Raw genomic sequence first — 25921 nt, 5'->3', positions numbered from 1 at the left:
ATATTATACAACAAGAATTAAAATTGTAAATATATTAGTTTATTTGTATTTTATGTAACCCGCGAGAAGCCTGTGCGTTGTCTACAATTTTACTCTTAAAATGAGAAAACCCGCTCAAAGAGCGGGTTTTAGTAACACATTCCTATTTACTCCAATACTGCTGGGCAATTCTTTGTCCTTGATTAATTTTAGCCCACTGCTCAGCCTCAGTTAATTCATTACCTCCATCACAAGAAGCAAATCCGCATTGATGGGACAGCAGCAATCGATCCTTGTCAATAATACGAGATGCTTCATCAAGCATTCTGAAGACTCGCTCTTCATCATCCAGCGTATTCGTTTTGGATGACAACAAACCAAGTACAATTTCGGTCTCCGGCTTTTCCTTGAAGACGGCAAGCGCCTCAAGCGAACCTGCGCGTTCATCATCCCATTCTAGGAAGAAACGGTCATATTTAAGCTGCTTCAGGAACAGATTAGCAATTTTCACATAGGAGCCGCCACCCATATTCCGGGAATCATAGTTGCCGCGGCAGTTGTGCGTCCACATTTTCAGACCTAAGCTATGGCCAAAATCAATTAATGTATTGTTAATGTCAATAAATTCAGCAGCAAGAGCTTGGACTTCCTCTTGATTGATATGTTCACCGGTATACGGAGAATTCGGGTTGTCATCCGCAAACAGTTCCCATAAGCAATCGTCAAATTGCAGAATTTTCCCGCCAGCAGCAGCGAATTCCTCAACAAATTCTTTATATGCCTGGACGAGGCCATTTTTAAGCTCATGTCTATCCTTGTAAACCGCGTCTTTGCCGCCAATGTTATCCGACCATGACAATTCACCAAAAATATGGGATGGCGAAGGTACGCATAGCTTCGTTTCACGGTCGCCAGCAAGAGCTTGAAGTTGTTTGAATATGCCAATGAAATGATGATTCTTTCCGCTCAATTCACCTGTAATCCGCAAACCAATATCTTTTCGCGTCTCATATTTCGAGCTTCCATCAATATCGCGGAAAAAATATCCATGATCCGCAATATAGCGATCAACTCCTTGAAATCCCCACACAAAATCTAGATGCCACATGGATTTGGAATATTCACCATCCGTAATAATGGACAAATCATGCTCAATTTGTTTTTCAACAACAGCCTTAATTGCCTCTGTTTCACACTGCTCATAACCCTCAAAATCTTGATAGAACGGATAGCTGATGTCATCCCGATGTTCTATTTGTGTTTTATATTTCAAAAGTTCAGACGGCCGCAACAAACTGCCTACTGTTTGGAATTTACTGCTCATTCAAAAAACCTCCTCGTTGTCTCACCTCGTAATGCTCTGATTGTAGCATGGAAGAGGTATTATAACGTAACACCGAAAAGTCATAACTAGTTATAGCTAAAAGCTATAGCGGGAATGGTTATGAATTATGGAATGATTTCAAACACAGTACCTTGGTTGAAATCAGTTACTTTCATAGAGCTGTAAACCCCTAAATATAGTCTGGTTTGATCTAAATTCGACCCCAAACTCACATAATAAGCGGATTGAGATCCAAAATTATAATCGGTTTCAATCACACTAAAATCATTTAGTTTACAATCCGCTCTTACCCTAGTATAAGCTAAAACCCCTTTAACCTGAGAGCCATCCCCTTCATTCCGGGCAAGATCGGTAAACACAACGCTACCCGTTAAACTAGGAATTTGATTCCCTATATATGACTGGACACCTGTAAGTGCAGTTCCTCCAAATTTATCAGGTCTGGGATCTTTATGATAATAACTTGTTAAAGGCTGAATTCGCCTCACAGAAGTTTGTATGGCTTCATCGTAATAAGCAGTTGTTTTCTCATCCAAAGTCGGATTTGCAGAGCAGCCCCTTATAAACGAAGCAGGAAAAGCTCCTTCCCATCCTCGCCAGCCAAAGTTAATAAATCCTTCTTGATCAAGTTCAGAATTCATGAAAGAAGCTTGAATAAGCTGAGTAACCGGTATGGGTTTATAATGAACGAATGAAAAAATCGATTCTACCAAATCCTGACCAACATTTCCCACATATTTGATATATGAATTATAATACCTTTGAAATGAAATGCCTGGTATATTGCGAACCCCTTTGGCAATGACCGTAAGGGTTTCCTGAATAGGTGCGGGAAATTCATTAAAACGTGTGACTACAGGTGGATCATGGATAAATGTATGCTTAACTATATCAATTTCTATGATTTTACCGGCTATCTCCATATCGTCCTGACTTAAATTAAATGGATCATACCCTGATCCTCCATCTCCGGTTGTTAGAATAAGCTTTCCTGTTTCAGGTGAAAAGTTTAAGCTATTGACACCGTTATGATTAAAAAATGGCCTTCTTAATTGAAGTAGTGTCCGCCGTTTACGAGGTTGACCATTCGTTTGTAAAATCCATTCTTCGACGGTATCAATATGATCATACTGAGTTTCTCTATTTACCCACCTTAAGTTTAAAGTTCCGGGATCGCACGGATTAGGCTTAAAAGGTTCAGAAAGAGCACCTGGACCTTGTGTTCCAGCTACTGAATAATGAAGATAAAACAGACCGTTATAATAAAACTTGGGATGAAACGCCAGCCCTAGCAATCCCCGTTCATCATATCCACCACGAGAAACACCCGGTTCAGAAGTACCTAGCTTGATGACTCGCGGGCGAATATCCAAAAAAGTTCTTATAACTCCATTGCCTATGTAAAAGATTTCTCCAACCTGGGTTGCAATAAACAATCGTTCAACTGAATCGCCCGGAAGTATAGCTGTTTTCATAACAGTGGGTAAATTGATCTTACTTACAATAGGCCGTAAACTCACCTTAACTTTCATCAACTAACATCACACTCCTTCCCCTTAATTATTATTTTTGCACGGCTTTTTTTAATCTCGCTAATAGCCGGAGACTAATTTCCGTCCAGATCCCGCTATAAAGCAAGCTAAAAAGTAAGACATACACGCTGATGTCAACCTGAAAGTTTACTGAAACCGTCGGTCCGAGTATGGGAAAGCGAAAGGCATATACCACTAGCGCAATACCCATCCATAACGCGACTGAGGAAAATAATATGACCTGAATCCGATTTTTGAAATGTGTCATGCCGAAGCCCAATGCTAACCCAAGCAATCCTGTAGTAAATGGAAAGACGATTAATTCGCTGGGTTGAATAAGAAGCAATAACAAGCAGCTAAGTGCATACGCAGTAAGGCCCGAGCGTAACGTAATGAGCGTCGATAATACAATTGGGGCAGTAGAAAACGGGCTGATCAAGTATCCCGGTCCTGGCAAAAAGCCCCCCGCCGATTGGAGTAATGCGGTAAGGGCGCTAAAGAACGCAATGATGATCAGAGTTTTAGTTTGATTTGCACCAACTTGGGGTAATATTGTTTCGGACATTTGCGGCAACGGTTTTGTCCAATAATTTAGGAGAAGTTTACGCATTGTTATGAAGCCTCCCTCCTGCCTTTATATTGGGTACAGAAGAATAAAAGGAAGCAAGATCGCCAGAATCAAAACGACGATGTCGTGTTTAGCTATTTTCAGTTGAACATAACCCGTTCGCTCGCATCCCGGCTGATAACATCGGGACTCCATGGCCTCTGACAATCGTTCTGCCCGCCTTAAAATCATGAGGAGTACAGGTATCAAAAGTAAAAGCATATCTCTGCTCCTCCTTGCTATATTCCATCTGCCGTTATGCAATCCACGGACTCTCTGTGCCTGCATGATTCGCATTGTATCCTCCAAAAGCAGCGGCATATAAATAACGGCTACAGTGAACATAAACACAAACGTTTCCGTATTTATCCCTAAGCGGCGTACAGGGGATAATAATTTACGAAGTCCCTCTATTTGTTTTTCAGGCGGCGTTGTGGATAACATCAATGTGATCATCAGGAAAAAAGAAAGCACTTTTAACGTCATTAGAGCTGCGGCTTCTATCCCATTTAGACTGGCTTGGATACTACCCAATATGAATAGGACGACAATAATACCTCGAAGATTGTTCCATACCATAAGAAGATGAAACCCGGAAAGCAGATAGGAGGATATGACGATAACCATACCTACCCAACTCGTTATTAAGGAGTTGGATGAAACAAGGGTTACCAAATAACTGATAGCAAAACCATACTTTGAACGGGGGTCCAGCCGGTGAAGTAAGGAATCGCCTGCTACATACTGCAAGGAGGATAATGCGCCAAGGTTATTCATTGTCCATCTCCGAGATACGTAAGATTCGTTCAGATACATAGTTGAGGAGCTTGTTTTCCTGCACGATCTCTAAATCGGCTATTTCAGGGAAAATGACTTCAAGTTCCTTGCATAGACGCAGTAGTGGGGTTGGAAATAAAGGAATGCGAGGATGATCAAGTACGCTTTGGATTACGCTTGCTTTCAAGTCATGGACCAATTCTCCGTGATGTAAAAGGATCAAACGATCTGCATGCTCCAATGCATCCTGAAGATCATGAGTAATGTAGACTATGGATATTCGGCGTGTTCGCTTAAGAAGGGTCAGTAGAGCATGGAGCTTCATACGAGCTGACGGATCGAGTCCGGCTGTCGGTTCATCTAGTATAAGAATATTTGGCTCTTTGATCAGCGCCCCTGCCAATGCAGCAAGTCTTTGTTCTCCACCGCTAAGCTGAAAAGGGGATCGATCCTTGTACCGTTCAAAGTCCAGCCCTATTAATTCCATGGCTTCTTTCACTTTGGCCATGATTTCATGATCGCTATACTTCATCCTGCGAAGGCCAAAGCCGATATCCAGAAATACCGTTTCTTCAAACAACTGGTGCTCCGGGAATTGGGATACATAAGCGATTTTGTTCCATAATTGAGAACGGCTTTTGCGGTTGTTGATCGGGATATTATCCACGTACACTGTACCCTTATCTGGCTTCAACAAACCCGCACTAAGCTGACCTAACGTGGATTTTCCAGACCCGGATGAACCCATGATCGCAATAAATTGTCCGTCGGGAATGGACAAAGTTATACACTTCACCGCTCTATGCTCCATAGGCGTTCCTTTGGCATATGTATAGCTTACATCGCAGAAATGTATTCCCATATGGATTTAGCCAATTCCTTTTCCGATTTGCAGCCGCCTGACAGCTCTATTCCTCTCCTATAAAGCGATTCCTTGAAGCGTACAACAAAAGGCGGTAGCGTATGAGCATCTTGGAGAATCTCGGGCTGCTTCATTAAGGTGGGGACATCTCCCTCAAAAACAAGTCTACCTTGATTCAATACCAGTATCCGATCTGCCTTTAATATGTCTTCTGGATGATGAGTCACATGGATCACGGTGAATCCCTGTTGATGAAGATCAGACATTAGGCTGTGCAGATGGATGGTACTTTGTGGATCCAACATGGATGTGGACTCATCGAAAACGATGATTTTGGGGTCCATGGCAAGTACGCCCGCAATCGCTACCAACTGCTTCTGTCCTCCGGATAAGGTTCGAACGGGGCGGTTCCTATACTCCTCCAGTTGCAGTAGTTTCATCATACGGTCTACTCTCGAAATGATCTCATCCCTCTGGAGCATCAGATTTTGCAAACCGAATGCAATATCTTCTTCAACAGTTGTTCCCACAATCTGCTCATCAAGGTTTTGAAAAACAACCACAACAGACTTGCGAATCTTAAGGAGATTCGTCATTTCGATATTTTCACTGAGGACATGCACTCTTCCCAAGCTTGGCTTCAACAAGCCGTTCATTAATTTAATTAAAGTCGATTTCCCCGAACCATTTCCTCCCACGATGGATACCCATTCACCCAGCGTAATGCTAAAATTAATATCCTTTATGACCCATTCACTTTGCTCTGAATATCTGAATGAAACGTTCTCGAAGCGGACGGCTGGCGATTTGGAGGAATCGGTCATATCGTTACCCCATTTCCTACACTAAAAAAGAGAACATATATATACATTCACCATTTATATGATCACAGGCTTGTTTGTTATGTTACATTAAAAAGAGTACCCTATCAGGTGCCCTCTACCTTAACCTTCTATATATTGCGCATTTAAATGCTCAACAACTTCTAGCATTTTTTGAAAATAACGTCATGCGATACGGCTACATACAGGTCTCCCTCATAATATCGGAATGGAATTGTCGCCTCGCCTAGCCGCCAAAGAAAAAAATCTCCCGGAATCTTCATTGTCGCATCAGCTAACCGAAAGGAATACTCCTGTGCATTTTTACAATTAACGATGTCTGTATTTAGCTCTAAAAATGCGCCAACAAAGCTTGATAAGATTAGGAGCCGAATGTGCATTTTCGGCAAGATAAGAGAACGCAGTACGGTTTCCTCGCTTCGTATTACAATCGCTACATGAAGCAAGCAGATTGTGTGGAAGATCCGAGCCGCCTTTGCTTGAGGGGATAATATGGTCCACTGTCGTGGCGGGACGTCCGCACCACAAACAAGTGTGATGATCCCGTTTTAGCGCGACTTTTCGATAGTCACGAAATAAGAACGGGTTATACAGTAATTGGATCGTCCCCTCATCAATCCAGACGGCACGCGAACGCTCGACTTCCCGCCAAGCTCGATGAGGCAAACATGGCGTTAGTTCTTGACCATCCATATTGAGTACCGATATCATTGTACCTCCATCGCTATGATTATGATTCATCTATTTCACTCCATCTATACGAAATGCTTTGACTTATTATAAACAAAAACACCATCCTCATGCGGATGATGTTCATGATGGTGGAGGCGAGAGGAGTCGAACCCCTGTCCGAAGGCAACGCCACGTAGGTGTCTATGGGGAATGATGAGAAAATCCGTGGCGGCCGTAATTGTTTCTTCCATTTTACTTGTTAAGGCTAACTAAAAGACATGAATCCGGTAAAGTACCGAACTCATGCCCCACTAATCGCCTAATCGTCTAATCGTCTAATCGCTGATACCAGACTTATTTTAGTTATGCCTTCACCTTGCAATTCACTTCAACTTACCTCCGATTCGATCTCAATACCCGCGCGAAAATTGCGTGCTTTCTTTGAGTTGGGCGATATCGTGGCCCGTTGGATTTTGGAAGGCACGTAGCCCAAATGTCGGCGCAACCGCAAAAATGTGGTCAAAGATATCCGCCTGAACCGATTCATACACTCCCCAGTTGGTATCATTGCTGAAAGCGTAAATTTCCAATGGCAGTCCATTATCTCCCGGTGCTAACTGTCTGACAATCAGCGTCATTTCCTGGTGAATTTTCGGATGGTTCCGCAGATATTGATGGATGTATTCTCTGAATACGCCCACATTCGTAAGCTGTCTGCCGTTCACTTTGCTTTCCGTATTAATCCGGTGCTCCAGATTGTATGCGTTAATCTCATCTAATCTTGTCGTGACATATTCGGTAAGGAAGTGAATCTTCTTGAATTCCTCAATCATTTCCTCGGTACAAAAGCTTATGCTGCTCGTATCGATATAGATGCAACGCTTAATCCTGCGGCCACCGGATACTTGCATGCCTCTCCAATTCTTGAACGAGTCCGAGATGAGCGCATAGCTCGGAATCATCGTGATCGTCTTATCGAAATTCCTAACCTTTACCGTGTTTAACGTAATGTCGATCACATCGCCGTCCGCATTATATTTAGGCATTTCAATCCAGTCACCGACACGCACCATATCATTCGATGATAATTGAACGCCTGCCACCAGGCCTAATATGGAATCCTTGAAGATGAGCATCAGAACAGCCGATAGAGCACCAAGGCCACTGAGAATGATCAAGGGATTCTGGCCGATGAGGTTCGAGATCACCACAATGCCGCCAACGATGAATAGAACGATCTTCGCCACCTGTATATACCCCTTAATCGGCCTGATCTTAGAGATTTCAAACGAACGATAAATCGCATCAAAAGCATTGAGCAGCGCATTAAACACCGCAATGGCTACGATAATCATGTACGTTAATGCGGCCTTTTCAATCAAAGCTTGATAGGGCAGAAAGGTGGACGCAGAATAATAAATGATGATAGCTGGCACGAGATGCGACAGCTTATGAAACACTTTTTTCTCCAAAATAATATTGTCCCACGTATACCTATTGTTATGGACGATATGAATAATCGTCTTCAACACAATTTTTTTGGCTATGAAATTAGCCAGTATACAGACCACAGCTATAAACACGACCATGATCATATTCGAAAGATATCCAATGGTTTGTTCGCTCATGCCATATCCGTCTAGTTGATTTTTGATAAATTCCATTGTCTCCTCCTAACGCAGTATGGATTAGCCTATTATTATAAGTTAGATTTTAGTGCTAAGCAAAGTCCAAGATAAGACATTACGGGGCTGATTGGGGAGACGCTCGGTAAAGGTGTAATAAAAAAGACCACCTTCAACGGTGGTCTTTCTGATGGTACATATGGAGGCGAGGGGAGTCGAACCCCTGTCCGAAGGCAACGCCACATAAGCTTCTACGGGTGTAGTGACAGTTTTGATGTCACCCTAGAGACTCCCCGTCACCGGATTCCCTTCGGGTCAGCCTGTTTGTCTTCTTCAGCTAGCCGCAGGCGGAGACTAGACAGCGTATCCCACTAAAGTTGAGCCCTCATCCCGGTACATGGGCGATACAGAGCGAGAGCACGTCTGCAGGTTATTAAGCTGCGAGAGCGTAGTTTGTTTGTTGTTTGCCGTTTAATTGGCTTTAGCGTTGATAAAGCGGACGCGTCCCCACTACCCGCTACCTATGCTCGATCTACCCCCGTCGAATCCAAAAACGCCCCCGAAATAAGATAAGCGGTCTGCCACGATCCGCCCGCCTTAAACGGCGACTCGAATGGGTCGGCTGCGATTGCCGGTTCAATCCGAGCATAAGTGCTGTTTGCACTTAATATAGCCAGCTTTCAGCGAATCTCGCCTCAACTTGACTATAACCATTATACCACTTTCACCACGTTTCATGTCTGGTGATTTAATGGCAGGTAGACCATAATTGTAGCAACCCGAACAACGAAATGCAAGTTTCTTAGCCACTATTGATCACCCTCAAGGTAATATTAAACATTAATCTACAAAATATAACATCATTCTCCGATATAGATGGTTGGACAAACTAATATTGGAGGATGTTATGAAAATTAGCTGTTTTTTCAAAAGTCATGCAACACATTTTATGATGGCCTGGATTCTAGTCATCAGTATCTTGGCCGCACCCTTATCTGCCAGCGCTGAAGCTGTCGATGAAACCAGCCTGAACTGGATTCAAGGCTCGAATCAACCGCTTCCCGTGGGCGACATCGCGCAAGTCACGATTAATGAGGATTACGTATTTCTGAATGGCGCTGATATCAAAACCTATATCCGAGAATATGGGCAGATCCCTTCTGATCTTGAGATCGGAGCTGTTTTTCCTATAGACGAAGATGCTTACTGGATAGCTTACTTTGAATACGTAGACTCGGGTCATATTTCGGATGACGAGAAGACAAAAATTAATGCCGACAAGCTTCTGGACAGCTTCAAAACAGGCTCAGAAGAAGCCAACAAAGAAGTTGCAGAGCATAGCCGTCTTTATGTAGATGGATGGGATATTGAACCTACATATAACGAATCCTTGCGGAGCCTCACCTGGTCTTTGCTCCTTCATAATTACAAAGGGGAGAAGATCATTAACTATCACGTCCGCGTATTGACGCGTACGGGTTATCTATCCGTCATTCTGGCCTCCGACCCTGAGCACCTGGCCGCAGACCGCGCGACTCTGGAGCGTGACATCCTGCCGAACCTCGTGGTTAACCCAGGGAAAACCTATGAGGATTTTGATCCTGCTGTCGATAAAAAATCCTCGATGGGTTTGACCGGACTCATTCTGGGCGGAGCGGGACTGGCGGTCGCCAAAAAAGCAGGACTGTTCGGCTTGCTTGCCGTCCTGATCAAAAAATTCTGGTTTGTGTTAATCCTGCCGTTCGTATGGCTGTTCAACAGGCTTCGCGGGAAAGGCAAGAATAAGCAGCAGGAAGATCCAGTTGAAGAGGCTAACCAAGCGGACGGAGCAGATCACAGCTCCCATCCAAGCGATCCGCAGCAGGAGGCTGACGAAGACTCGAGATTCAAATCCAAATTCGAATTGGAAGAGGAAAATAAAAAGCCGCCAACCTCCCTCTAGGAGGCATCAAAAAACCTCGGATTGCAGCAAGCATGATGCCGCTGCGATCCGAGGTTTTGGCTTTTATTATAGTAAATTACCGCGCCACCTTCTGCTTCTCGCGAAGGATGCGCTGAATATCGCGCTGTGCATCGCGCTTGGCTGCGGCTTCCCGCTTGTCGTACTGCTTCTTCCCTTTACCCAGGCCGATTAGCAGCTTGGCATAGCCGTTACGGATATATATCTTCAGCGGCACGATCGAATACCCTTCCTGCTTCGACAGGCCGAGCAGCTTGTTGATCTGTGCCTTATGCAGCAGCAGCTTGCGTGCTCGCGTCGGATCCGTCGGATTATGCCGATTCCCTTGTTCGAACGGGCTCACATGCATATTATGAATGTGAATCTCGCCATTGCGAATCGTGGCAAATGCATCGCTGATGTTCGCTCTGCCGTTCCGGATCGACTTGATTTCGGTACCGGTCAGCACCATCCCTGCCTCAAAGGTATCCTCGATGAAGTAATCATGGGAAGCCTTCTTGTTCTGCGCCAATACCTTACCATCATTCTTCTTGCCCATGTTCATCCTCCTCACCGCCATTTTTGCCAGGTCACTGACTCTAGTACACCAGAAATTAATTGTATCAACTACCTGACGCAAAATCAAGGCGCCCCCGCACCGCTGCGCGGCGCAAAGCCCTGGCGCCCACCACACGTGGGCGCGGCCACACCAGCCCGGGGCCTGCCACCGGGCTGAACCCTAGGGCCGCCCCTGCGCGGGCGGCCCCACCGCAAGCGCCCGAGCACAGCTCGTGGGCGCTCACAAACAAGCGGCCCCCACCACCGTGGGGGCCGCCACCACAGGCCGCGCCGTTCCGGCACGCGGCCCAAGCCGCCCGCCCGGGCACAGCCCAGGGGCAGGCGAGCCACTCGCGCAAGAGCTACCGCTTCTTGCGCGGCGGCTTCCCATCGGCGCCCGGCGCACCACTGCTGCCGCCGCCGATGAAAATCCCGCTCGCAGACGTCTTCTTCCGCCGCGAGCCCTTGCCCGCGCCGCTGCTGCCGCCCGCTTTGCGGCTCGTAGGCGCCGGCCCTGGGGCATAGCCGCCTTTGCCGGAGCCGAAGCCAAAGCTTACCGCTGGCCCGACATCCCCGGCCGCTCCAGCTCCAGCACCGCGCTTACCGCCGCGCTTGCCCCCGGCCGCAGCCTTGCCCTTGCCGCCGGCGCCTTTGCCAGCTTTGCCGAACGCCTTGCCCGCTCCGGCCTTCTTCCCGGCTTTGCCGCCGTTCTTGCCGCCTTTGCCGCCAGCCGCCTGCCACGGCTTGCTGCTGCCTTTGTCGCCCGGGCGCCCGCCGAAGCCGTCTTCAAAGCCTTCTCCCCGGCGCCGCGGCTTCATATCGACCATCTCGAAATCAATCGTATGGTCGTCCATGTTGACCCGGGCCACGCGAATTTCGACCTCATCGCCGATGCGGTAGATTTTCGACGTGCGCTCGCCGATCAGCGCCATATGCTGCTCGTGGAAGTGGTAATAATCGTCCGTCATCGCACTAAGACGGATCAAGCCTTCCACCGTATTCTCCAGCTCGATGAACATTCCGAAGCTCGTCACGCTGCTGATAATGCCCGGGAACTCCTCCCCGACCTTATCGAGCATGAACTCGGCCTTCTTCAGCTGCTCCGTATCCCGCTCGGCCTCCACGGCGACCCGCTCGCGCTCAGACGATTGCTGGGCAATCTCCTGCATCCGGCTGGCCAAATATTCTTCCCGCGCCGCCGGCAGAGCCCCACCGTTCTCAATAACCTCGCGAATGACCCGGTGAATGACCAAATCCGGATAACGCCGGATCGGCGAGGTGAAATGCGTGTAGAACTCGGCAGCCAGCCCAAAATGCCCCGTGCTCTCCGCATCGTACTTCGCCTGCTTCATCGAACGCAGCATCATCGTGCTGATGACCGTCTGCTCCTTCGTCCCCTGGATATCCTCCAGCAGCGACTGCAGCGCGCGAGGATGAACACGGTCGCCTTTGCCGCCCTTGACCGAGTATCCGAAATTGGCGACGAACATCATGAAATTGAGCAGCTTCTCCTGATCCGGGTCTTCGTGAATCCGGTAAATGAACGGCACCTTCAGCCAATGGAAATGCTCCGCCACCGTCTCGTTGGCCGCCAGCATGAACTCCTCGATGATTTGCTCCGCGATTGAGCGCTCTCTTTTGACAATATCCGTCGGCTTGCCGTTCTCATCCACGATCACCTTCGATTCCTCAAAGTCGAAGTCCACCGCCCCGCGGCGCATCCGCTTGCTCCGCAGCTTGAGCGCCAGCTCCTTCATCAGGCGGAACATATCGGCCAATTCGCTGTAGCGCGCCGTGACCTCCGGATCCTCGTCCTCGACGATCTTGCGAACATTCGTGTAGGTCATCCGTTCTTTCGTGCGAATCACACTCGTAAAAATATCATGCTTCACGACCTTCATCTGCTCGTTGAATTCCATCTCGCACGACAGCGTGAACCGGTCTACCTTTGGATTCAGGGAGCATATGCCGTTCGACAGCCGATGCGGCAGCATCGGAATTACACGGTCCACAAGATACACGCTGCACCCGCGGTTATACGCCTCCTGATCGAGCTTCGACTTCTCGCGCACATAATAACCGACATCGGCAATATGCACGCCTAGCTTGATATGGCCGTTCGGCAGACGCTCCACGTTCACCGCATCGTCCAAATCCTTCGCATCCTCACCATCGATCGTTACAATGACCTTATCCCGCAGATCGCGCCGCCCTTGCTTGGCAATTTCCGCCGGGTCGATCTCATCGGGGACGCTCATCGCCTCTTCCATCACATCGTCCGGAAAAGCCTCCGGCAATTGATGCTTGCGAATGATCGACAGAATATCGACACCCGGGTCATCCTTATGCCCGAGAATTTCGATAATCTCGCCTTCGGCAGCGGCTCTCCCTTCCGGGTACTGCACGATCCGCACGACGACCTTTTGGCCGTTGGCCGCACCGTTAAAGCCCTCTTTCGGAATGAAAATATCGCGATTAATCCGCTTGTCATCCGGGATGACGAAGCCATAAGCCTCTTCGTTCTGAAATACGCCGACAACCTGGGTCACGGCCCGGGTAACGACCCGTACGACCTCGCCCTCCAGCTTGCCGCCGGCTATGCTTTTCGAATTGACGCGCACGAGGACGGTATCGCCGTTCATCGCGCTTTTGAGATCATTGGCATGAATATATACGTCAGGGTGCTCGCGATCCTCTGGAATGAGAAAAGCGAAGCCTTTGGCATGCGCCTGCAGCCGTCCCCGCACTAAATCCATCCGCTCCGGCATGCCGTAACGGTGAGTTCGCGTCAGTATGATTTTCCCTTCCTGCTCCAAACGGTTCAGCAGCTTCAGGAACTCCCTGAATTCCTTCGCGTCCGCAATATGGAAATGCTCTTCAAGCTCCTGATAGGTCATCGGTTTATAAGCGGTCTCCCGCATAAAATCAAGCAGCTCTGATTCTGTTACCATAAACTCACCTCGGCCCGGCTCGGCTTGTCCTTAACCGGTTATGTATTTTATATGTTGGGAACCAATTTCCACGAATTACCCTTCATGTATATACCCTAGTATACACGAAATTAACCGTCCGCATCCGTTTCTCCTTAAATCGCCGAGCTTCATTTTTCCCCCAAATTTGATTTCTCCTGAAAACCAATGCAAAAAACCCCCGTTCGCAAAGAACGAGGGCTCTCTTATATACGGTATCCTATTTAATAACAACAGCAACGGCAATGGCCAGAATGAAGAATCCAGCAGCAAGTACAACAGTAGCCCGCTCCAGAACAAGCTCCATGCCTCGCGCTTTCGCTTTGCCAAACAGATGTTCCGCTCCTCCGGAGATGGCGCCGGTCAGACCCGCGCTTTTACCTTCCTGCAGAAGGACTGCCGTGATTACACCGATGGAAAAAATAATAAGCAATATTTTCAAAAACAATTCCATTGAATCCACCTCCTAAGTGAGAACATCCAAATTACTTCAACAATTATGATAATGATATCATCTCATAAATAGAAAAACAGCATTATTATTGTACCATAGCATCCATGGAATGACAACCTAGATAAGCAATGTACGCCTACGTTTTCCATCCTTACATTCAACGCTCTAAATCCAACGGCTGCAGGTGCCGCTTCATCCTCCTTCTAAAGCTCAGAAATTAGCCAACAAAAAGTATGCTCTTGTTTTCTGAATCTTCTGGGACTAACCTAAATCATTTATAGGCTCATCAAGAACTGCCATATTACACGCTCTCCACTCGCTTTTACGCCGATCATGAATCGCGGTTTCTAGTTCTAAATGGAATTATAGTAGTTAATTTCTGCGGCAAAGAAAAGAAGGTAGATTTAAATGGATTTTATGTCGTTAGAAGAAGGGAATTGCCCATCATGGGCGGGATTCTTGATTTTAGGTACATGAAATCCATCTACTCCCCTAAAACATTCGTTTTGAGCATAATTAGATACATGAATTCCATTTAGTGTTCACGCTTGTGTTCGGCAGCTTACTTAACATAGGCCACAGAGTGAGATTTTAGAGTTCGATAGCCTGTATAAGATGAGCCAAAAAGAGGCGCCCCTCATTCATCTTTAATGACTTCTGGGACAGATCCGTCGTTTATTTTAGGGTTAATACAATTTTTCTCAGATCAATTGCATTTTTACCCGTTACCTCAACAAAAAACTCCCGCATTCTCTGAATGCGGGAGTAACTGTCAATAGATGCTGAAGATCTGCTCCAGACTATTGTTTCAGGTTGTAGAAAGATTTCAAGCCGTTGTATTGAGCCAGCTCGCCCAATTGATCTTCGATGCGAAGCAATTGGTTGTACTTGGCAACACGGTCTGTACGGGAAGGAGCACCCGTTTTGATTTGGCCAGCGTTTGTCGCTACAGCGATGTCAGCGATCGTGCTGTCTTCGGACTCACCGGAACGGTGGGAGATAACTGCTGTGTAGCCTGCGCGTTTTGCCATTTCGATCGCGTCGAAAGTTTCTGTCAACGTACCGATTTGGTTCACTTTGATCAGGATGGAGTTACCGATACCGTCTTTGATTCCTTTTTCCAGACGCTCTGTGTTTGTTACGAACAGGTCGTCGCCCACCAGCTGGATTTTATCGCCCAATTTCTCAGTGAGCAATTTCCAACCTTCCCAGTCGTCCTCGGAGCAGCCGTCTTCGATCGTAACGATTGGGTATTTGTCCACCCAAGAAGCCAGCAAATCAACGAATTCAGCTGGAGTGTAGGATTTACCTTCGCCTTCAAGATGGTATTTGCCGTCTTTGAAGAATTCAGTAGAAGCAACGTCCATACCCAGCATAACGTCTTCGCCTGGTTTGTATCCTGCTTTCTCGATCGCCTCAATGATGGAAGACAGAGCATCCTCATTGGAGGAGAAGTTAGGAGCAAAGCCGCCCTCGTCGCCTACAGCTGTGTTCAGGCCTTTTGCTTTAAGTACGGATTTCAGGTTATGGAAAATTTCAGCGCCTACGCGAAGTGCTTCTTTGAAAGTAGGTGCGCCTACAGGCAGAACCATGAACTCTTGCACGTCAACGTTGTTGTCCGCATGCGCGCCGCCGTTCACGATGTTCATCATTGGAACTGGAAGCTGCTTCGCGTTGAATCCGCCAAGGTATACGTACAGCGGAAGATCCAGAGCGTCAGCTGCTGCGCGGGCTACAGCCATGGATACAGCCAAGATCGCGTTCGCGCCGAGCTTGCCTTTGTTAGGCGTTCCATCCAAAGTGATCATCAGCTTGTCGATGCCAAGTTGGTCCAAAGCGTCCATGCCGATCACTTCAGGAGCGATAATTTCGTTTACGTTCTCAACAGCTTTCAATACCCCTTTACCCAGGTAACGGGACTTGTCCTCATCACGCAGCTCAACTGCTTCGTGAGCGCCCGTGGAAGCGCCGGAAGGAACGATAGCGCGGCCAATTGCGCCGGACTCCAGATATACTTCAACTTCTACCGTCGGATTACCGCGGGAGTCTAGGACTTCGCGAGCGTATACGTCAGAAATAATAGTCATTGTATAGTCTCCTTTGATATGTGTATTTTTTATGCTTTACGGCTGGCAATCATCGAGGTGCCTGTCATTTCTTCCGGTTTAGGCAGACCCATCAAATCCAGAAGCGTTGGCGCCACATCCGCCAGGATGCCGCTATCACGTAGTATAACATTCTCATCAGTTACGATGAAAGGAACCGGGTTCGTCGTGTGTGCAGTGAACGGACGACCATTTTCGTCAAATACCATATCGGCATTCCCGTGGTCGGCGATAATGATGACGACGCCGCCTTTTGCCTTAACGGCATCCACCACTTTGCCTACGCATTCGTCGGTTACTTCCACCGCTTTCTTCGTTGGCTCCAGCATGCCGGAATGGCCTACCATGTCCGGGTTCGCGAAGTTCAGAATGATCGCGTCATGCTTATCGGACTCAATCTCCTTCACAGCAGCTTCAGCCACTTCATAAGCGCTCATTTCCGGCTTCAGGTCGTACGTGGCCACCTTCGGCGAGTTGATCAGCACGCGCGTTTCGCCTGGCAGCTGAACATCACGTCCGCCGCTGAAGAAGAATGTGACGTGCGGGTATTTCTCCGTTTCGGCAATGCGAAGCTGAGTTTTCCCATGCTGCACAAGAACCTCGCCAAACGTATTGTCCAGATCCTTCGGCTTATAGGCTACATAGCCCTCTACCGTCTCTGCGAACAGCGTCAGGCAGACAAAATGCAGACCTTGCGGGAACTTCGGCCCCCGGTCAAAGCCTTGGAAATCCTTGTTCGTAAATACGTTCGACAATTGAATCGCCCGGTCAGGACGGAAGTTCAGGAACACAACCGAATCGCCGGACTCGACAAGCGCGATCGGCTGGTCATGTCCGTCCACGATGACAGTCGGCATAACGAATTCATCGAAGACCGATTTCTCGTAGGATTCCGTCACGGCTGTGATCGGATCAGTGTATTTCGGCCCTTCGCCATATACCATGGCGCGGTAGGACTTCTCTACGCGATCCCAGCGCTTGTCGCGGTCCATTGCATAGTAGCGTCCTTGCACTGTGGCGATTTTGCCTACTCCGACTTCCTCGATTTTGGCGATGAGACGCTCGATGAAGCCTTTCGCACTGTCCGGTGCCACGTCGCGGCCATCCAGGAATGCGTGGATATAGACCTCGTTCATCTCTTCCTTCTTCGCCAGGTCGAGCATCGCGAACATATGGTCAATGTGGCTGTGTACGCCGCCGTCAGAGAGAAGCCCGTACAGATGCAGCTTCTTCCCGTTAGCCTTGGCGCTGCGCACGGCATCTACCAAAGTCTCGTTCTCGAAAAATTCGCCTTCACGGATCGACTTGGAAATCCGGGTCAAGTCTTGGTACACGATGCGTCCTGCACCGATGTTCAAGTGACCTACCTCGGAGTTCCCCATTTGCCCTTCCGGCAGGCCTACCGCCTCGCCGCAAGCCGTCAATGTCGTATTCGGATATTCCTTCAGGTAGCGGTCGTAGTTCGGCTTATAAGCCTGGGCAACCGCGTTGCCTTCCGTCGTATTCCGCAGGCCGAAGCCGTCCATGATGATAAGTGCTACAGGTCTTGGAGCTGCCATTTATTGCGCCCCCTCGACCAGTTGAATATACGAAGCAGGCTGCAGGCTGGCACCGCCGACAAGCGCGCCGTCGATGTCGCTTTCGCCCATATATTCCTTCACATTCTCAGGTTTTACGCTGCCGCCGTATTGAATACGGATTTTACCGGCAACCTCTTCATTGTACAAATCTTTAACGAGGCTGCGGATGTAGGAGATCACTTCATTCGCATCCTGAGCCGTAGAAGATTTGCCCGTTCCGATCGCCCAGATCGGCTCGTAAGCAATAACCACTTGTGCGGCCTGCTCTGCGGACAATCCTCCCAGCGCCGCTTCGGTTTGCACCTTAACGACTTCCTTCGTTTGGCCAGCCTCGCGCTCCTCCAGCTTCTCGCCGACGCAAGGAATCGGAGTCAAGCCATGCTTGAATGCAGCATGAACTTTCTTATTCACGATTTCATCCGTCTCTCCGAAGTAAGCCCGGCGTTCGGAATGCCCGATAATGACATAATCGACGCCCAGATCCTTCAGCATTCCACCGCTGATTTCACCGGTAAATGCACCTTCATCTTCGAAATGCAGGTTTTGAGCACCAATTTTGATTTTCGTTCCTTTAGCCGCTTCGACCAAAGCTGGCAGATTCGTGAAAGGAGCGCAAATTACGCTCTCAACGCCGTCTACCTCCGCTTTGCCTTTCACCGCTTCGAAGAAAGCTTTTGCTTCAGGAACGGTTTTGAACATTTTCCAGTTCCCTGCAATGATCGGTGTTCTCATGCGGTTCACTCCTTATCTTTCACTGATAGTGTTACTTGTCGTTCAAAGCCACAACGCCTGGAAGCGCCTTGCCTTCCATGAATTCCAGGGAAGCGCCGCCGCCCGTGGAGATGTGGTCCATTTTATCCGCCAGGTTGAATTTCTCGGTTGCCGCTGCCGAGTCGCCGCCGCCGATAATCGTGTAGCCTTCCGTCGAAGCGCAAGCTTCTGCTACCTCACGAGTACCGTTTGCGAAAATATCAATTTCAAATACGCCCATCGGTCCGTTCCATACAACCAGCTTGGAGTTTTTGATAATTTCCGCATATTTTGCGCGCGTCTTCGGCCCGATGTCCACGCCTTCCCAATCTGCAGGAATGCTGTCGATATCGACGACTTTATGGTTGGCATCCGCGCTGAAGTCATCCGCAACAACGATGTCTACCGGAAGCTCGAAGTTTTTGCCCAGCTTTTTGGCTTTCTCGATGAATTCGAGGGAAACATCCAGCTTGCTCTCATCCAGCAGGGATTTACCGATTTCATAGCCTTGTGCTTTGAAGAAGGTATAAGTCAGTCCTCCGCCGATCAATACGTTGTCGGCAATGTTAAGCAGGTTGTCGATCACATCGATTTTGTCCTTAACCTTAGAACCGCCGATAATCGCTGTGAAAGGACGATCTGGATTGGACAATGCCTTGCCAAGAACAGCAAGCTCTTTCTCCATCAGCAGGCCGGATACGGCTGGCAGATGGTGAGCGATGCCTTCCGTAGAAGCATGGGCACGGTGAGCCGCGCCAAACGCGTCATTGACGAATAGATCAGCCAGCTCGGCGAATTGCTTCGCAAGCTCAGGATCGTTTTTCTCTTCGCCTGGATAGAAGCGCACATTCTCCAGTACAAGTACATCGCCATTGTTCAGGGCAGCTACTTGTGCTTTAACTGCTTCGCCGACAGCTTCATCAGCTTTTGCTACTTTTTTGCCGAGCAATTCGGACAGGCGCTCTGCAGCCAGGTTCAGGCGCAGCGATTCAACCACTTCGCCTTTCGGGCGTCCCATATGGCTGGCAAGGATTACTTTCGCGCCTTTCTCCACCAAATAGTTAATGGTAGGCAGCGTCTCACGAATACGAGTATCATCGGAAATTTTACCATCCTGAACTGGGACGTTAAAATCGACGCGGACAAACACGCGTTTGCCGGTTACTTCCACATCACGTACACTTTTCTTGTTCATCTCCACGTTCCTCCTAAGGTATGCGGCTATGGCTTCTAGGCCACTATACGCCACGGGTTCTCTTGAATGATTTCTCTCCTAAGCGGTGCTTGTATCTCTATAATTTGTGTGTGTGAATGTCGATTCTATAACTTCATGAACCAAAGAGGAGTCCTGCAGCCAGGTCGCTCCTCTTTGGTATATAAGGTGCTATATAACGGAATTACTTAGCTTTTTTAGCGAAGTACTCCAGCGTACGAACGAGTTGTGCTGTGTAGGACATTTCGTTGTCATACCAAGCTACAGTTTTAACCAGTTGTTTGTCGCCAACAGTAAGAACTTTAGTTTGAGTAGCGTCGAAGAGAGAACCGAAAGTGATTCCTTTGATGTCGGAAGATACGATCTCGTCTTCTGTGTAGCCGTAAGTTTCTGGATCAGCAGCAGCTTTCATTGCTTCGTTGATCTCAGCAGCCGTTACGCTCTTCTCAAGAACAGTTACAAGCTCAGTCAGGGAACCTGTAGCTACAGGCACGCGTTGTGCTGCGCCGTCAAGTTTGCCTTGCAGTTCAGGGATAACCAGACCGATAGCTTTAGCTGCACCAGTCGTGTTAGGAATGATGTTCTCAGCAGCTGCGCGAGCACGGCGGAAGTCGCCTTTCGCATGAGGAGCGTCAAGCGTGTTTTGGTCGCCTGTGTAAGCGTGGATTGTCGTCATCAAGCCTTCAACGATACCGAATTTGTCATTCAGAACCTTAGCCATTGGAGCCAAGCAGTTCGTCGTACAGGAAGCGCCGGAAATAACCGTCTCGGAGCCGTCAAGGATTTCATGGTTAACGTTGTAAACGATCGTTTTCATGTCGCCTGTAGCTGGAGCGGAGATAACAACTTTCTTCGCGCCGCCTTTCAAGTGAAGCTCAGCTTTTTCTTTCGTTGTGAAGAAGCCTGTGCACTCCAGAACAATGTCCACGCCAAGCTCGCCCCAAGGAAGCTCTTCAGGGTTGCGGTTAGCCAGAACTTTAACTTCTTTGCCATTCACTTTAAAGAAGCCGTCGTGAACTTCTACATCGCCTTCGAATCTGCCTTGAGTTGTATCATATTTCAACAGATGAGCCAACATTTTAGCGTCGGTCAAGTCATTAATCGCTACTACTTCGATGCCTTCTACGTTTTGAATACGACGGAAAGCAAGACGTCCAATACGTCCAAAACCGTTAATACCTACTTTTACACTCATTGATAGTTCCTCCCAGTGTGTTTGTTTTTTATTATTCAAGACTGGCCTGATAAGGCAGTCATGAGTAAATAAGGTTAAACGATCAAATAACGCTGTTCTGCTGTTTTTCTTTTTGCTCCAGTTCGCTCACGATGTCCATTGCCGCGGCTTCGTCCGTGACAAGAATGTCTTCATGTCCGAACTGCAGCACCGCGTGTATAGCTTTAGCCTTGCTTTTGCCGCCCGCGATTCCAATCACCGTGTCCGTCTTCCTGATGTCTTCCAGACGGAGTCCCAGGGTCAGCATTTTGTGAACAACTACGCCTTCTTTATCGAAATAGTATCCAAATGATTCTGCAACCGCGCCATCCTTCTGCAAGTCCTCGATCATTGCTCGGTCGAGCTTGCGGCGGCGGGCCATCTCCGTAGCATCCCCGATGCCGTGCACAACAATCCGCGCCTGGCGAATCGTGCTTACGATATCCTGAATATTCGGGTCGTGCACCAGTGACTGATACGCCTCCTTGCCGAGCAAATCGGGCACATGCAGCAGCCGGTAACCTGCTCCAACCCGCTTAGCCATGCCGGAAGCAATCGTATTCGCCTGGATTTCCAGGCTCTCGCCGAGCCCGCCTCGCGCCGGAACGAACCAGTTCTGCTTGAACGCTGCATTCGCCGGCGGATTCAGCTGCTCCGCTACCTCGGCCATCGTTGTACCGCCTGTGACCGCTACGACGTCTCCGCCGCGCATGGCCCCCAGCAGCGCTTTGGCACCTGCCAGACCGAGCTCCCGCTTCGTCAGCGGAGAGGTCTCCCAGTCTCCAGGAATGACCACAACCTTGCGCAATCCAAAGGCTTTGCGAATCTTCTCCTCCAAATTAGCGAGGCCGAATATTTCTTTTACGATCGGCTCCATATCTTCTAGCAGTTTCCTGCCCGAATCGCTAATCCTCATGCCTATATTCTCGATTTCAATCAGGCCTTGAGCCTTCAGGAGATCTGTTTCGGCACGCAGTACACGTTCCGTCATGTTTAGCGAAAGCGCCAAGGTTCTGCGACCAATCACATCCGATAACATGATCTGGTGAAGTATGGTATGCCTTTTCTTGAGAATTTCCATGAGATCTGGAAGAAGCTGCTTCTGCATTTCTAAAATATTTCGCATGCTTTCCACTCCTGCAAGCTTCGTCTTCCTCTCCATCTCCCTTGGCCTTAAAATGTCCCGGGTTAACGTTTTAAGTCCCACTGATATTTTAACCAATTTTAGTCCCTGTTGCAAGTGTGATGTCCCTATATTTCTCTATCTTCTGGAGGCTTATTCAATGATCTTCGATGAAATTCGCCAAGACATGAAAAACGGCGTTTTTATGACTTTTTTGCGGCAAGCCGGCAGCAGCATGCTAGCAATCTAGTTTGTTGATTTACAAAGAGTAGAGACGAGGGTATACTTAAATTGGCATCTAATTACAATTTTGGGAAATGTGGTGTATTCATTGCGTGTTCGGACAACATATATTCTTATCATTTGCCTGTTTTTTATAACCGGATGTACGGGTCAGCCCTCCCCTTCCGAATTGAACGACAGCGAACTCACCTTAAACATCGGCTACTTCTCAGAGAAGCAGTTCGAGAATAGATATTCATCCTTGCTGTCGATTGAATATCCGAAATTAAATTACAATGTAATACCGACAAGCGACTTAATAACGGAGAGGATATCCGTACAAGAATGGACTGCTGAGAACGCTGTAGACCTAATCTACCTTCCGCCGGCTTATTTGCAATCTTTGGCAAATAACGGATTTCTCCAGGAGCTTGATCCATACATACAAAAAACCTCCTTCTCTCTGGATACTTTCGTACCGAGCGTCGTAGAACTCATGAAGCAATATGGGGATGGCAAGCTATACGGGCTGGCCCCAACCTTCTATAGCCGGGCACTTGTATACAACTCTCATTTATTTGACCAATATGACGTTCCATATCCCAAGGATCAGATGACCTGGGAGGAAATCATTGATTTAGCCCGTCAATTCCCCAAAGGGCTGACGCATTCTTACCCGTCGAACGCCCACTTTTTAATTAACGTTGGGCAAACCGAGAACCTCCAAGCCTACAATGAGGATACGAAGCAAATCACTTTGGACAGCTCCTCATGGGCAAATTTGCTGGAGCTTACTCTTGAGCCGCTAAGAACAGGAAACATTGCCCTTCATGATTTAAATGACAATTTATTTTTAACAGGCGAGTATGCCATGGGCATTATCACATACGAAGAATTGATTCAGCTGGAGCAGCAAGGCTCGGAACTGGAATGGAAGCTGGTGACCATGCCAACCCATCCATCGGAGCCGGATTCAAGCCACCACTATGTGTTAGACGGCATGTGGGCGATCCCTGCCAGCTCGACCGAAAGCGATGCAGCCTGGGAATTAATCCGTTTCTTTATGTCAGATCAAACTGCCAAATGGTCGTATCGTTCCGTTTATGGCTTTTCTTCACTCACGGCTTACACTTCCATGGGGCAGAGCACCTCAGATATAGAAGCCTTCTACAAGCTTAGACCCGCATATCGTACAAGCCCGGTTCCAAGCACCATTTATGAGCTTCTAAATGAAGCGATAGAACAGGCCATCACCGGTAATGCAACAGCAGAACAGGCTTTAGCTCAAATCGCTAAGAAAGAAATTCAATAACTATACTGACTCTGCAATTTGGTTGATGTAATCGGGGCAAATCCTGTTCCGTTTACATATAAGCATCCAGACTCGCAACTTCAGCATTATGCCGAGAGAGGAGGGTTTGGTTCTTACCTTTTTACAGGACTCGTGATGCAATAATAATAAAATGAAGCAGGGAGCGTGTTAAAATGAAAAAGGTAACATTAGCTGCTGCAGCCACTTCGCTTTTTTTGGCTATCGCTATCCCAACGTTTGCTGCGGACATCGATACGCCAGATCCAAATGTAACAACGGTTGCTTTTATCAGTTCAAGCCAATCCTCCCCGAACACAGTTAGAGGTAAGTCTTATGCACTTACTTCGAATACTAAAATGACCAGTCTAAATGTTCAAGGAACCTTCTATCAATCTTCAACCCAGAAAGAAACCGGCACCGCTACTACGACCAGCAGAAATACCGAAGCGGCCTGGTTTACAAAAGACGGCGTATACTCCAGCAATGGATCCTACACTTTAAATACGGCATCAAGAACTTATTTCTCTGGAGGCAAATACGCCCAGGATTATGCATCAGATAGCTGGTAATAAATAGGGCGGGTCTATCCCGCCCTATTCTTCACTTACAAGGAGGAACATACATATGCCCATAAAACGCGGACTGTTCATACCTTTACTTCTTATCATCGTTTTTTCGTCACTTACAGGCTGCCAAAGGCCCCAGCAGGTTCAACCGATTACGATCAAAGTCAGCTATCCGTCTGCACAGCAGTTCTATAAAATGTTCGGCTTTGCTTTCCAGAAGTCGCATCCCTATATTGAAATCCAGGTCATCCAGGATGAACCCGGAACGGACGGTGGCAGCTTCGATGCAGAGGCTGATGTAATCTATATAAACGGAATGGACCAATACAAAGCAGCAATAGAACAAGGTAAGCTTAGACAGATCCCTCCGCCCCTATTAAATCCATCAACGAACGAAGGAGATCTCTCGCCAATCGTTACCGCACTACTTAGCTCAGCTTCCGAGGACGGCCGCTACTATGCGTTAGCTCCTACTTTTCATAGCGAAGCGCTATATTTCAACAAGAAGCTGTTTGATGAATATAACATTGCTTATCCGTACGACGGAATGAGCTGGAGCGATGTATTTGCTCTGGCGCAGCGATTTCCTACTGAAGATAAAGAAGGCAACCGCTTGTACGGCATCCAAATGAATTATTACAAGAACGTGACGATGAACTATATCCTTAAAGCCGGGGAGACGGAGAACTTGTCTTATTTCGATCCCCATACCATGAAAGTAACAATGAATACCGAACACTGGAAATCGATCTGGTCCAACGCGGTTCAGGCTTTCCGTGCAGGTGTCGTTTATGACCTAGGAGAAGAGCTTGATTCAATGAAGCATCCCGCATTCTTGACAGAGGATGCGGCAATGACTGTGAGCTCCAATGTTCTCGCTTATAACTTCGAGCCCTTCTCCCATTTTGAAGGCGGTACAATGCTTGACTGGGGAGTGGTTAGCGCGCCTATTGACCCGCTGAATCCTGACACCTCCAACTTTTATGAGATCTTTGACTTTTTTGGCGTCTCTTCAATTTCAGAGCATCCGGAAGAAGCGCTTGAACTCGTCAAATTCATTGCTGGTGATGCTCTCAACAGCCGTCTGCTGGCTCAGAAACAGCCCAATTACGGCTTGCCGGCCGTAACCGAATATGTCCACCCGGTAACCGGGCATGATCTCTCTCCCCTTTATTCGCTTCAGGCTAACCCCGATTACATCGACCCGTATACCCAGGTCGACGCCAATGTGCTGGATGCTTTTCAATCTGCCGCTCAATCCGTGCTGGATCGGCTCCTGCAAAATGAGCTGACGCTGGAGGAAGCGCTCGCGGAGGCGGAGCTGCGTGGCCAAGAGGCGGTCGATACAACACTCGCCGAGCTTGAGCTGAAGCAGTAAAGCGCAAAGTAAATACAGGCCGCCAACACGTTTCGGCCGAGTTTGTCCCGCTAGGCAGTCTCTCAACCCGCAGTATGGCTCTTGGGGGCAGACGGACATGCCGTCTACACACGTGTTGGCGCAGAATAAAATTTGCCACTTGAAATTTGTCCCCCGATGCCATATAATCATTTTTGTTACGCTAAATTTGCGCCCGTGGTCCAATGGATATGACGTAGGCCTCCGGAGCCTGAGATCGAGGTTCGATTCCTCGCGGGCGCGCCATCTAAATTTCAACCTTCAAACGCACAAAGCCTTA

General features: G+C 48.1%; 21 protein-coding genes, 1 tRNA gene and 1 other RNA gene. 5 read left to right on the top strand and 18 right to left on the bottom strand.

Going from position 1 to position 25921, the window contains the following annotated elements:
• Window positions 1–142 precede the first annotated feature (142 nt).
• The 9 genes from MKX50_RS01045 to ssrA all read right to left on the bottom strand — a co-directional run bounded on the left by MKX50_RS01045 (window position 143) and on the right by ssrA (window position 8802).
• Window positions 143–1303 (bottom strand): cobalamin-independent methionine synthase II family protein, encoded by a 1161-nt coding sequence (locus MKX50_RS01045; protein WP_339158153.1) that lies wholly within the window; start codon window positions 1301–1303, stop codon window positions 143–145.
• A gap of 125 nt (window positions 1304–1428) precedes the next feature.
• Window positions 1429–2859 carry a PQQ-dependent sugar dehydrogenase gene (locus MKX50_RS01040; RefSeq protein ID WP_339158152.1) on the bottom strand — a complete coding sequence of 477 codons (1431 nt, stop codon included), beginning with the start codon at window positions 2857–2859 and terminating at the stop codon, window positions 1429–1431.
• Between the two features lie 28 nt (window positions 2860–2887).
• The gene (locus MKX50_RS01035; protein WP_339158151.1) at window positions 2888–3466 is read right to left on the bottom strand and encodes a hypothetical protein; all 579 of its coding nucleotides are present in this window, start codon (window positions 3464–3466) and stop codon (window positions 2888–2890) included.
• A gap of 24 nt (window positions 3467–3490) precedes the next feature.
• Window positions 3491–4240 carry an energy-coupling factor transporter transmembrane component T gene (locus tag MKX50_RS01030; protein ID WP_339158150.1) on the bottom strand — a complete coding sequence of 250 codons (750 nt, stop codon included), beginning with the start codon at window positions 4238–4240 and terminating at the stop codon, window positions 3491–3493.
• Window positions 4233–5036, bottom strand: coding sequence for an ATP-binding cassette domain-containing protein (locus tag MKX50_RS01025; RefSeq protein ID WP_339158149.1), 804 nt, complete (start codon window positions 5034–5036; stop codon window positions 4233–4235). Before MKX50_RS01025 ends, MKX50_RS01030 begins: the two co-directional genes overlap by 8 nt.
• 41 nt (window positions 5037–5077) lie before the next feature.
• Window positions 5078–5926, bottom strand: coding sequence for an ATP-binding cassette domain-containing protein (locus MKX50_RS01020; protein WP_339158148.1), 849 nt, complete (start codon window positions 5924–5926; stop codon window positions 5078–5080).
• A 327-nt stretch (window positions 5927–6253) separates the two neighbouring features.
• Window positions 6254–6637: an HNH endonuclease gene (locus MKX50_RS01015; RefSeq protein ID WP_339159960.1), complete on the bottom strand. Its 384-nt coding sequence runs from the start codon at window positions 6635–6637 to the stop codon at window positions 6254–6256.
• Between the two features lie 389 nt (window positions 6638–7026).
• On the bottom strand, window positions 7027–8280 hold the full coding sequence (locus tag MKX50_RS01010; RefSeq protein WP_339158147.1) for a mechanosensitive ion channel domain-containing protein: 1254 nt from the start codon (window positions 8278–8280) through the stop codon (window positions 7027–7029).
• A gap of 158 nt (window positions 8281–8438) precedes the next feature.
• Window positions 8439–8802, bottom strand: a transfer-messenger RNA (tmRNA) gene (ssrA, locus tag MKX50_RS01005).
• A gap of 388 nt (window positions 8803–9190) precedes the next feature.
• Between ssrA and MKX50_RS01000 the strand changes: the two genes are divergently transcribed.
• Window positions 9191–10183, top strand: a complete 993-nt coding sequence (locus MKX50_RS01000; protein ID WP_339158146.1) for a DUF2167 domain-containing protein — start codon at window positions 9191–9193, stop codon at window positions 10181–10183.
• A gap of 76 nt (window positions 10184–10259) precedes the next feature.
• Here the strand turns inward: MKX50_RS01000 and smpB are convergent, their stop codons facing one another.
• The 9 genes from smpB to MKX50_RS00955 all read right to left on the bottom strand — a co-directional run bounded on the left by smpB (window position 10260) and on the right by MKX50_RS00955 (window position 22148).
• Window positions 10260–10739, bottom strand: a complete 480-nt coding sequence (gene smpB / locus MKX50_RS00995) for an SsrA-binding protein SmpB (RefSeq protein ID WP_155612435.1) — start codon at window positions 10737–10739, stop codon at window positions 10260–10262.
• Between the two features lie 361 nt (window positions 10740–11100).
• Window positions 11101–13689 carry a ribonuclease R gene (gene rnr, locus MKX50_RS00990; RefSeq protein ID WP_339158145.1) on the bottom strand — a complete coding sequence of 863 codons (2589 nt, stop codon included), beginning with the start codon at window positions 13687–13689 and terminating at the stop codon, window positions 11101–11103.
• Between the two features lie 238 nt (window positions 13690–13927).
• Complete coding sequence (gene secG, locus MKX50_RS00985; protein WP_155612437.1) at window positions 13928–14161, bottom strand: preprotein translocase subunit SecG; 234 nt, start codon at window positions 14159–14161, stop codon at window positions 13928–13930.
• A gap of 800 nt (window positions 14162–14961) precedes the next feature.
• On the bottom strand, window positions 14962–16248 hold the full coding sequence (gene eno, locus MKX50_RS00980; protein ID WP_213594737.1) for a phosphopyruvate hydratase: 1287 nt from the start codon (window positions 16246–16248) through the stop codon (window positions 14962–14964).
• Window positions 16249–16277: 29 nt separating this feature from the next.
• The gene (gpmI, locus tag MKX50_RS00975) at window positions 16278–17825 is read right to left on the bottom strand and encodes a 2,3-bisphosphoglycerate-independent phosphoglycerate mutase (RefSeq protein WP_155612440.1); all 1548 of its coding nucleotides are present in this window, start codon (window positions 17823–17825) and stop codon (window positions 16278–16280) included.
• Entirely contained in the window at window positions 17826–18578 is a 753-nt protein-coding gene (tpiA, locus tag MKX50_RS00970) for a triose-phosphate isomerase (protein ID WP_213594739.1), read from the bottom strand.
• Between the two features lie 31 nt (window positions 18579–18609).
• Window positions 18610–19791: a phosphoglycerate kinase gene (locus tag MKX50_RS00965; RefSeq protein ID WP_213594740.1), complete on the bottom strand. Its 1182-nt coding sequence runs from the start codon at window positions 19789–19791 to the stop codon at window positions 18610–18612.
• Window positions 19792–19993: 202 nt separating this feature from the next.
• Window positions 19994–21004: a type I glyceraldehyde-3-phosphate dehydrogenase gene (gap, locus tag MKX50_RS00960; protein WP_213594742.1), complete on the bottom strand. Its 1011-nt coding sequence runs from the start codon at window positions 21002–21004 to the stop codon at window positions 19994–19996.
• Window positions 21005–21086: 82 nt separating this feature from the next.
• Entirely contained in the window at window positions 21087–22148 is a 1062-nt protein-coding gene (locus tag MKX50_RS00955) for a sugar-binding domain-containing protein (RefSeq protein ID WP_213594744.1), read from the bottom strand.
• A gap of 409 nt (window positions 22149–22557) precedes the next feature.
• Between MKX50_RS00955 and MKX50_RS00950 the strand changes: the two genes are divergently transcribed.
• The 4 genes from MKX50_RS00950 to MKX50_RS00935 all read left to right on the top strand — a co-directional run bounded on the left by MKX50_RS00950 (window position 22558) and on the right by MKX50_RS00935 (window position 25887).
• On the top strand, window positions 22558–23679 hold the full coding sequence (locus MKX50_RS00950; protein ID WP_339158143.1) for an extracellular solute-binding protein: 1122 nt from the start codon (window positions 22558–22560) through the stop codon (window positions 23677–23679).
• Between the two features lie 173 nt (window positions 23680–23852).
• Window positions 23853–24248, top strand: a complete 396-nt coding sequence (locus MKX50_RS00945) for a hypothetical protein (protein ID WP_339158141.1) — start codon at window positions 23853–23855, stop codon at window positions 24246–24248.
• Window positions 24249–24303: 55 nt separating this feature from the next.
• A complete protein-coding gene (locus MKX50_RS00940; RefSeq protein WP_213594748.1) occupies window positions 24304–25623 on the top strand; it encodes an ABC transporter substrate-binding protein in 1320 nt (439 codons plus the stop codon).
• Between the two features lie 189 nt (window positions 25624–25812).
• Window positions 25813–25887, top strand: a tRNA-Arg gene (locus tag MKX50_RS00935).
• Window positions 25888–25921 lie beyond the last annotated feature (34 nt).

The organism is Paenibacillus sp. FSL W8-0186 (assembly GCF_037969765.1).
GTDB classification, from domain to species: domain Bacteria; phylum Bacillota; class Bacilli; order Paenibacillales; family Paenibacillaceae; genus Fontibacillus; species Fontibacillus woosongensis.
Note: the sequence above shows the minus strand (reverse complement) of the source record. Positions and strands in the feature narration are given on the sequence as shown.

What these genes read in the sequence shown, in the direction of transcription:
- MKX50_RS01045 (WP_339158153.1), bottom strand. Translation starts at nt 1,303, where the DNA reads ATGAGCAGTAAATTCCAAACAGTAGGCAGTTTGTTGCGGCCGTCTGAA.
- MKX50_RS01035 (WP_339158151.1), bottom strand. Translation starts at nt 3,466, where the DNA reads ATGCGTAAACTTCTCCTAAATTATTGGACAAAACCGTTGCCGCAAATG.
- MKX50_RS01030 (WP_339158150.1), bottom strand. Translation starts at nt 4,240, where the DNA reads ATGAATAACCTTGGCGCATTATCCTCCTTGCAGTATGTAGCAGGCGAT.
- MKX50_RS01020 (WP_339158148.1), bottom strand. Translation starts at nt 5,926, where the DNA reads ATGACCGATTCCTCCAAATCGCCAGCCGTCCGCTTCGAGAACGTTTCA.
- MKX50_RS01015 (WP_339159960.1), bottom strand. Translation starts at nt 6,637, where the DNA reads ATGGATGGTCAAGAACTAACGCCATGTTTGCCTCATCGAGCTTGGCGG.
- MKX50_RS01010 (WP_339158147.1), bottom strand. Translation starts at nt 8,280, where the DNA reads ATGGAATTTATCAAAAATCAACTAGACGGATATGGCATGAGCGAACAA.
- MKX50_RS01000 (WP_339158146.1), top strand. Translation starts at nt 9,191, where the DNA reads ATGATGGCCTGGATTCTAGTCATCAGTATCTTGGCCGCACCCTTATCT.
- smpB (WP_155612435.1), bottom strand. Translation starts at nt 10,739, where the DNA reads ATGGGCAAGAAGAATGATGGTAAGGTATTGGCGCAGAACAAGAAGGCT.
- rnr (WP_339158145.1), bottom strand. Translation starts at nt 13,689, where the DNA reads ATGGTAACAGAATCAGAGCTGCTTGATTTTATGCGGGAGACCGCTTAT.
- secG (WP_155612437.1), bottom strand. Translation starts at nt 14,161, where the DNA reads ATGGAATTGTTTTTGAAAATATTGCTTATTATTTTTTCCATCGGTGTA.
- eno (WP_213594737.1), bottom strand. Translation starts at nt 16,248, where the DNA reads ATGACTATTATTTCTGACGTATACGCTCGCGAAGTCCTAGACTCCCGC.
- gpmI (WP_155612440.1), bottom strand. Translation starts at nt 17,825, where the DNA reads ATGGCAGCTCCAAGACCTGTAGCACTTATCATCATGGACGGCTTCGGC.
- tpiA (WP_213594739.1), bottom strand. Translation starts at nt 18,578, where the DNA reads ATGAGAACACCGATCATTGCAGGGAACTGGAAAATGTTCAAAACCGTT.
- MKX50_RS00965 (WP_213594740.1), bottom strand. Translation starts at nt 19,791, where the DNA reads ATGAACAAGAAAAGTGTACGTGATGTGGAAGTAACCGGCAAACGCGTG.
- gap (WP_213594742.1), bottom strand. Translation starts at nt 21,004, where the DNA reads ATGAGTGTAAAAGTAGGTATTAACGGTTTTGGACGTATTGGACGTCTT.
- MKX50_RS00955 (WP_213594744.1), bottom strand. Translation starts at nt 22,148, where the DNA reads ATGCGAAATATTTTAGAAATGCAGAAGCAGCTTCTTCCAGATCTCATG.
- MKX50_RS00945 (WP_339158141.1), top strand. Translation starts at nt 23,853, where the DNA reads ATGAAAAAGGTAACATTAGCTGCTGCAGCCACTTCGCTTTTTTTGGCT.
- MKX50_RS00940 (WP_213594748.1), top strand. Translation starts at nt 24,304, where the DNA reads ATGCCCATAAAACGCGGACTGTTCATACCTTTACTTCTTATCATCGTT.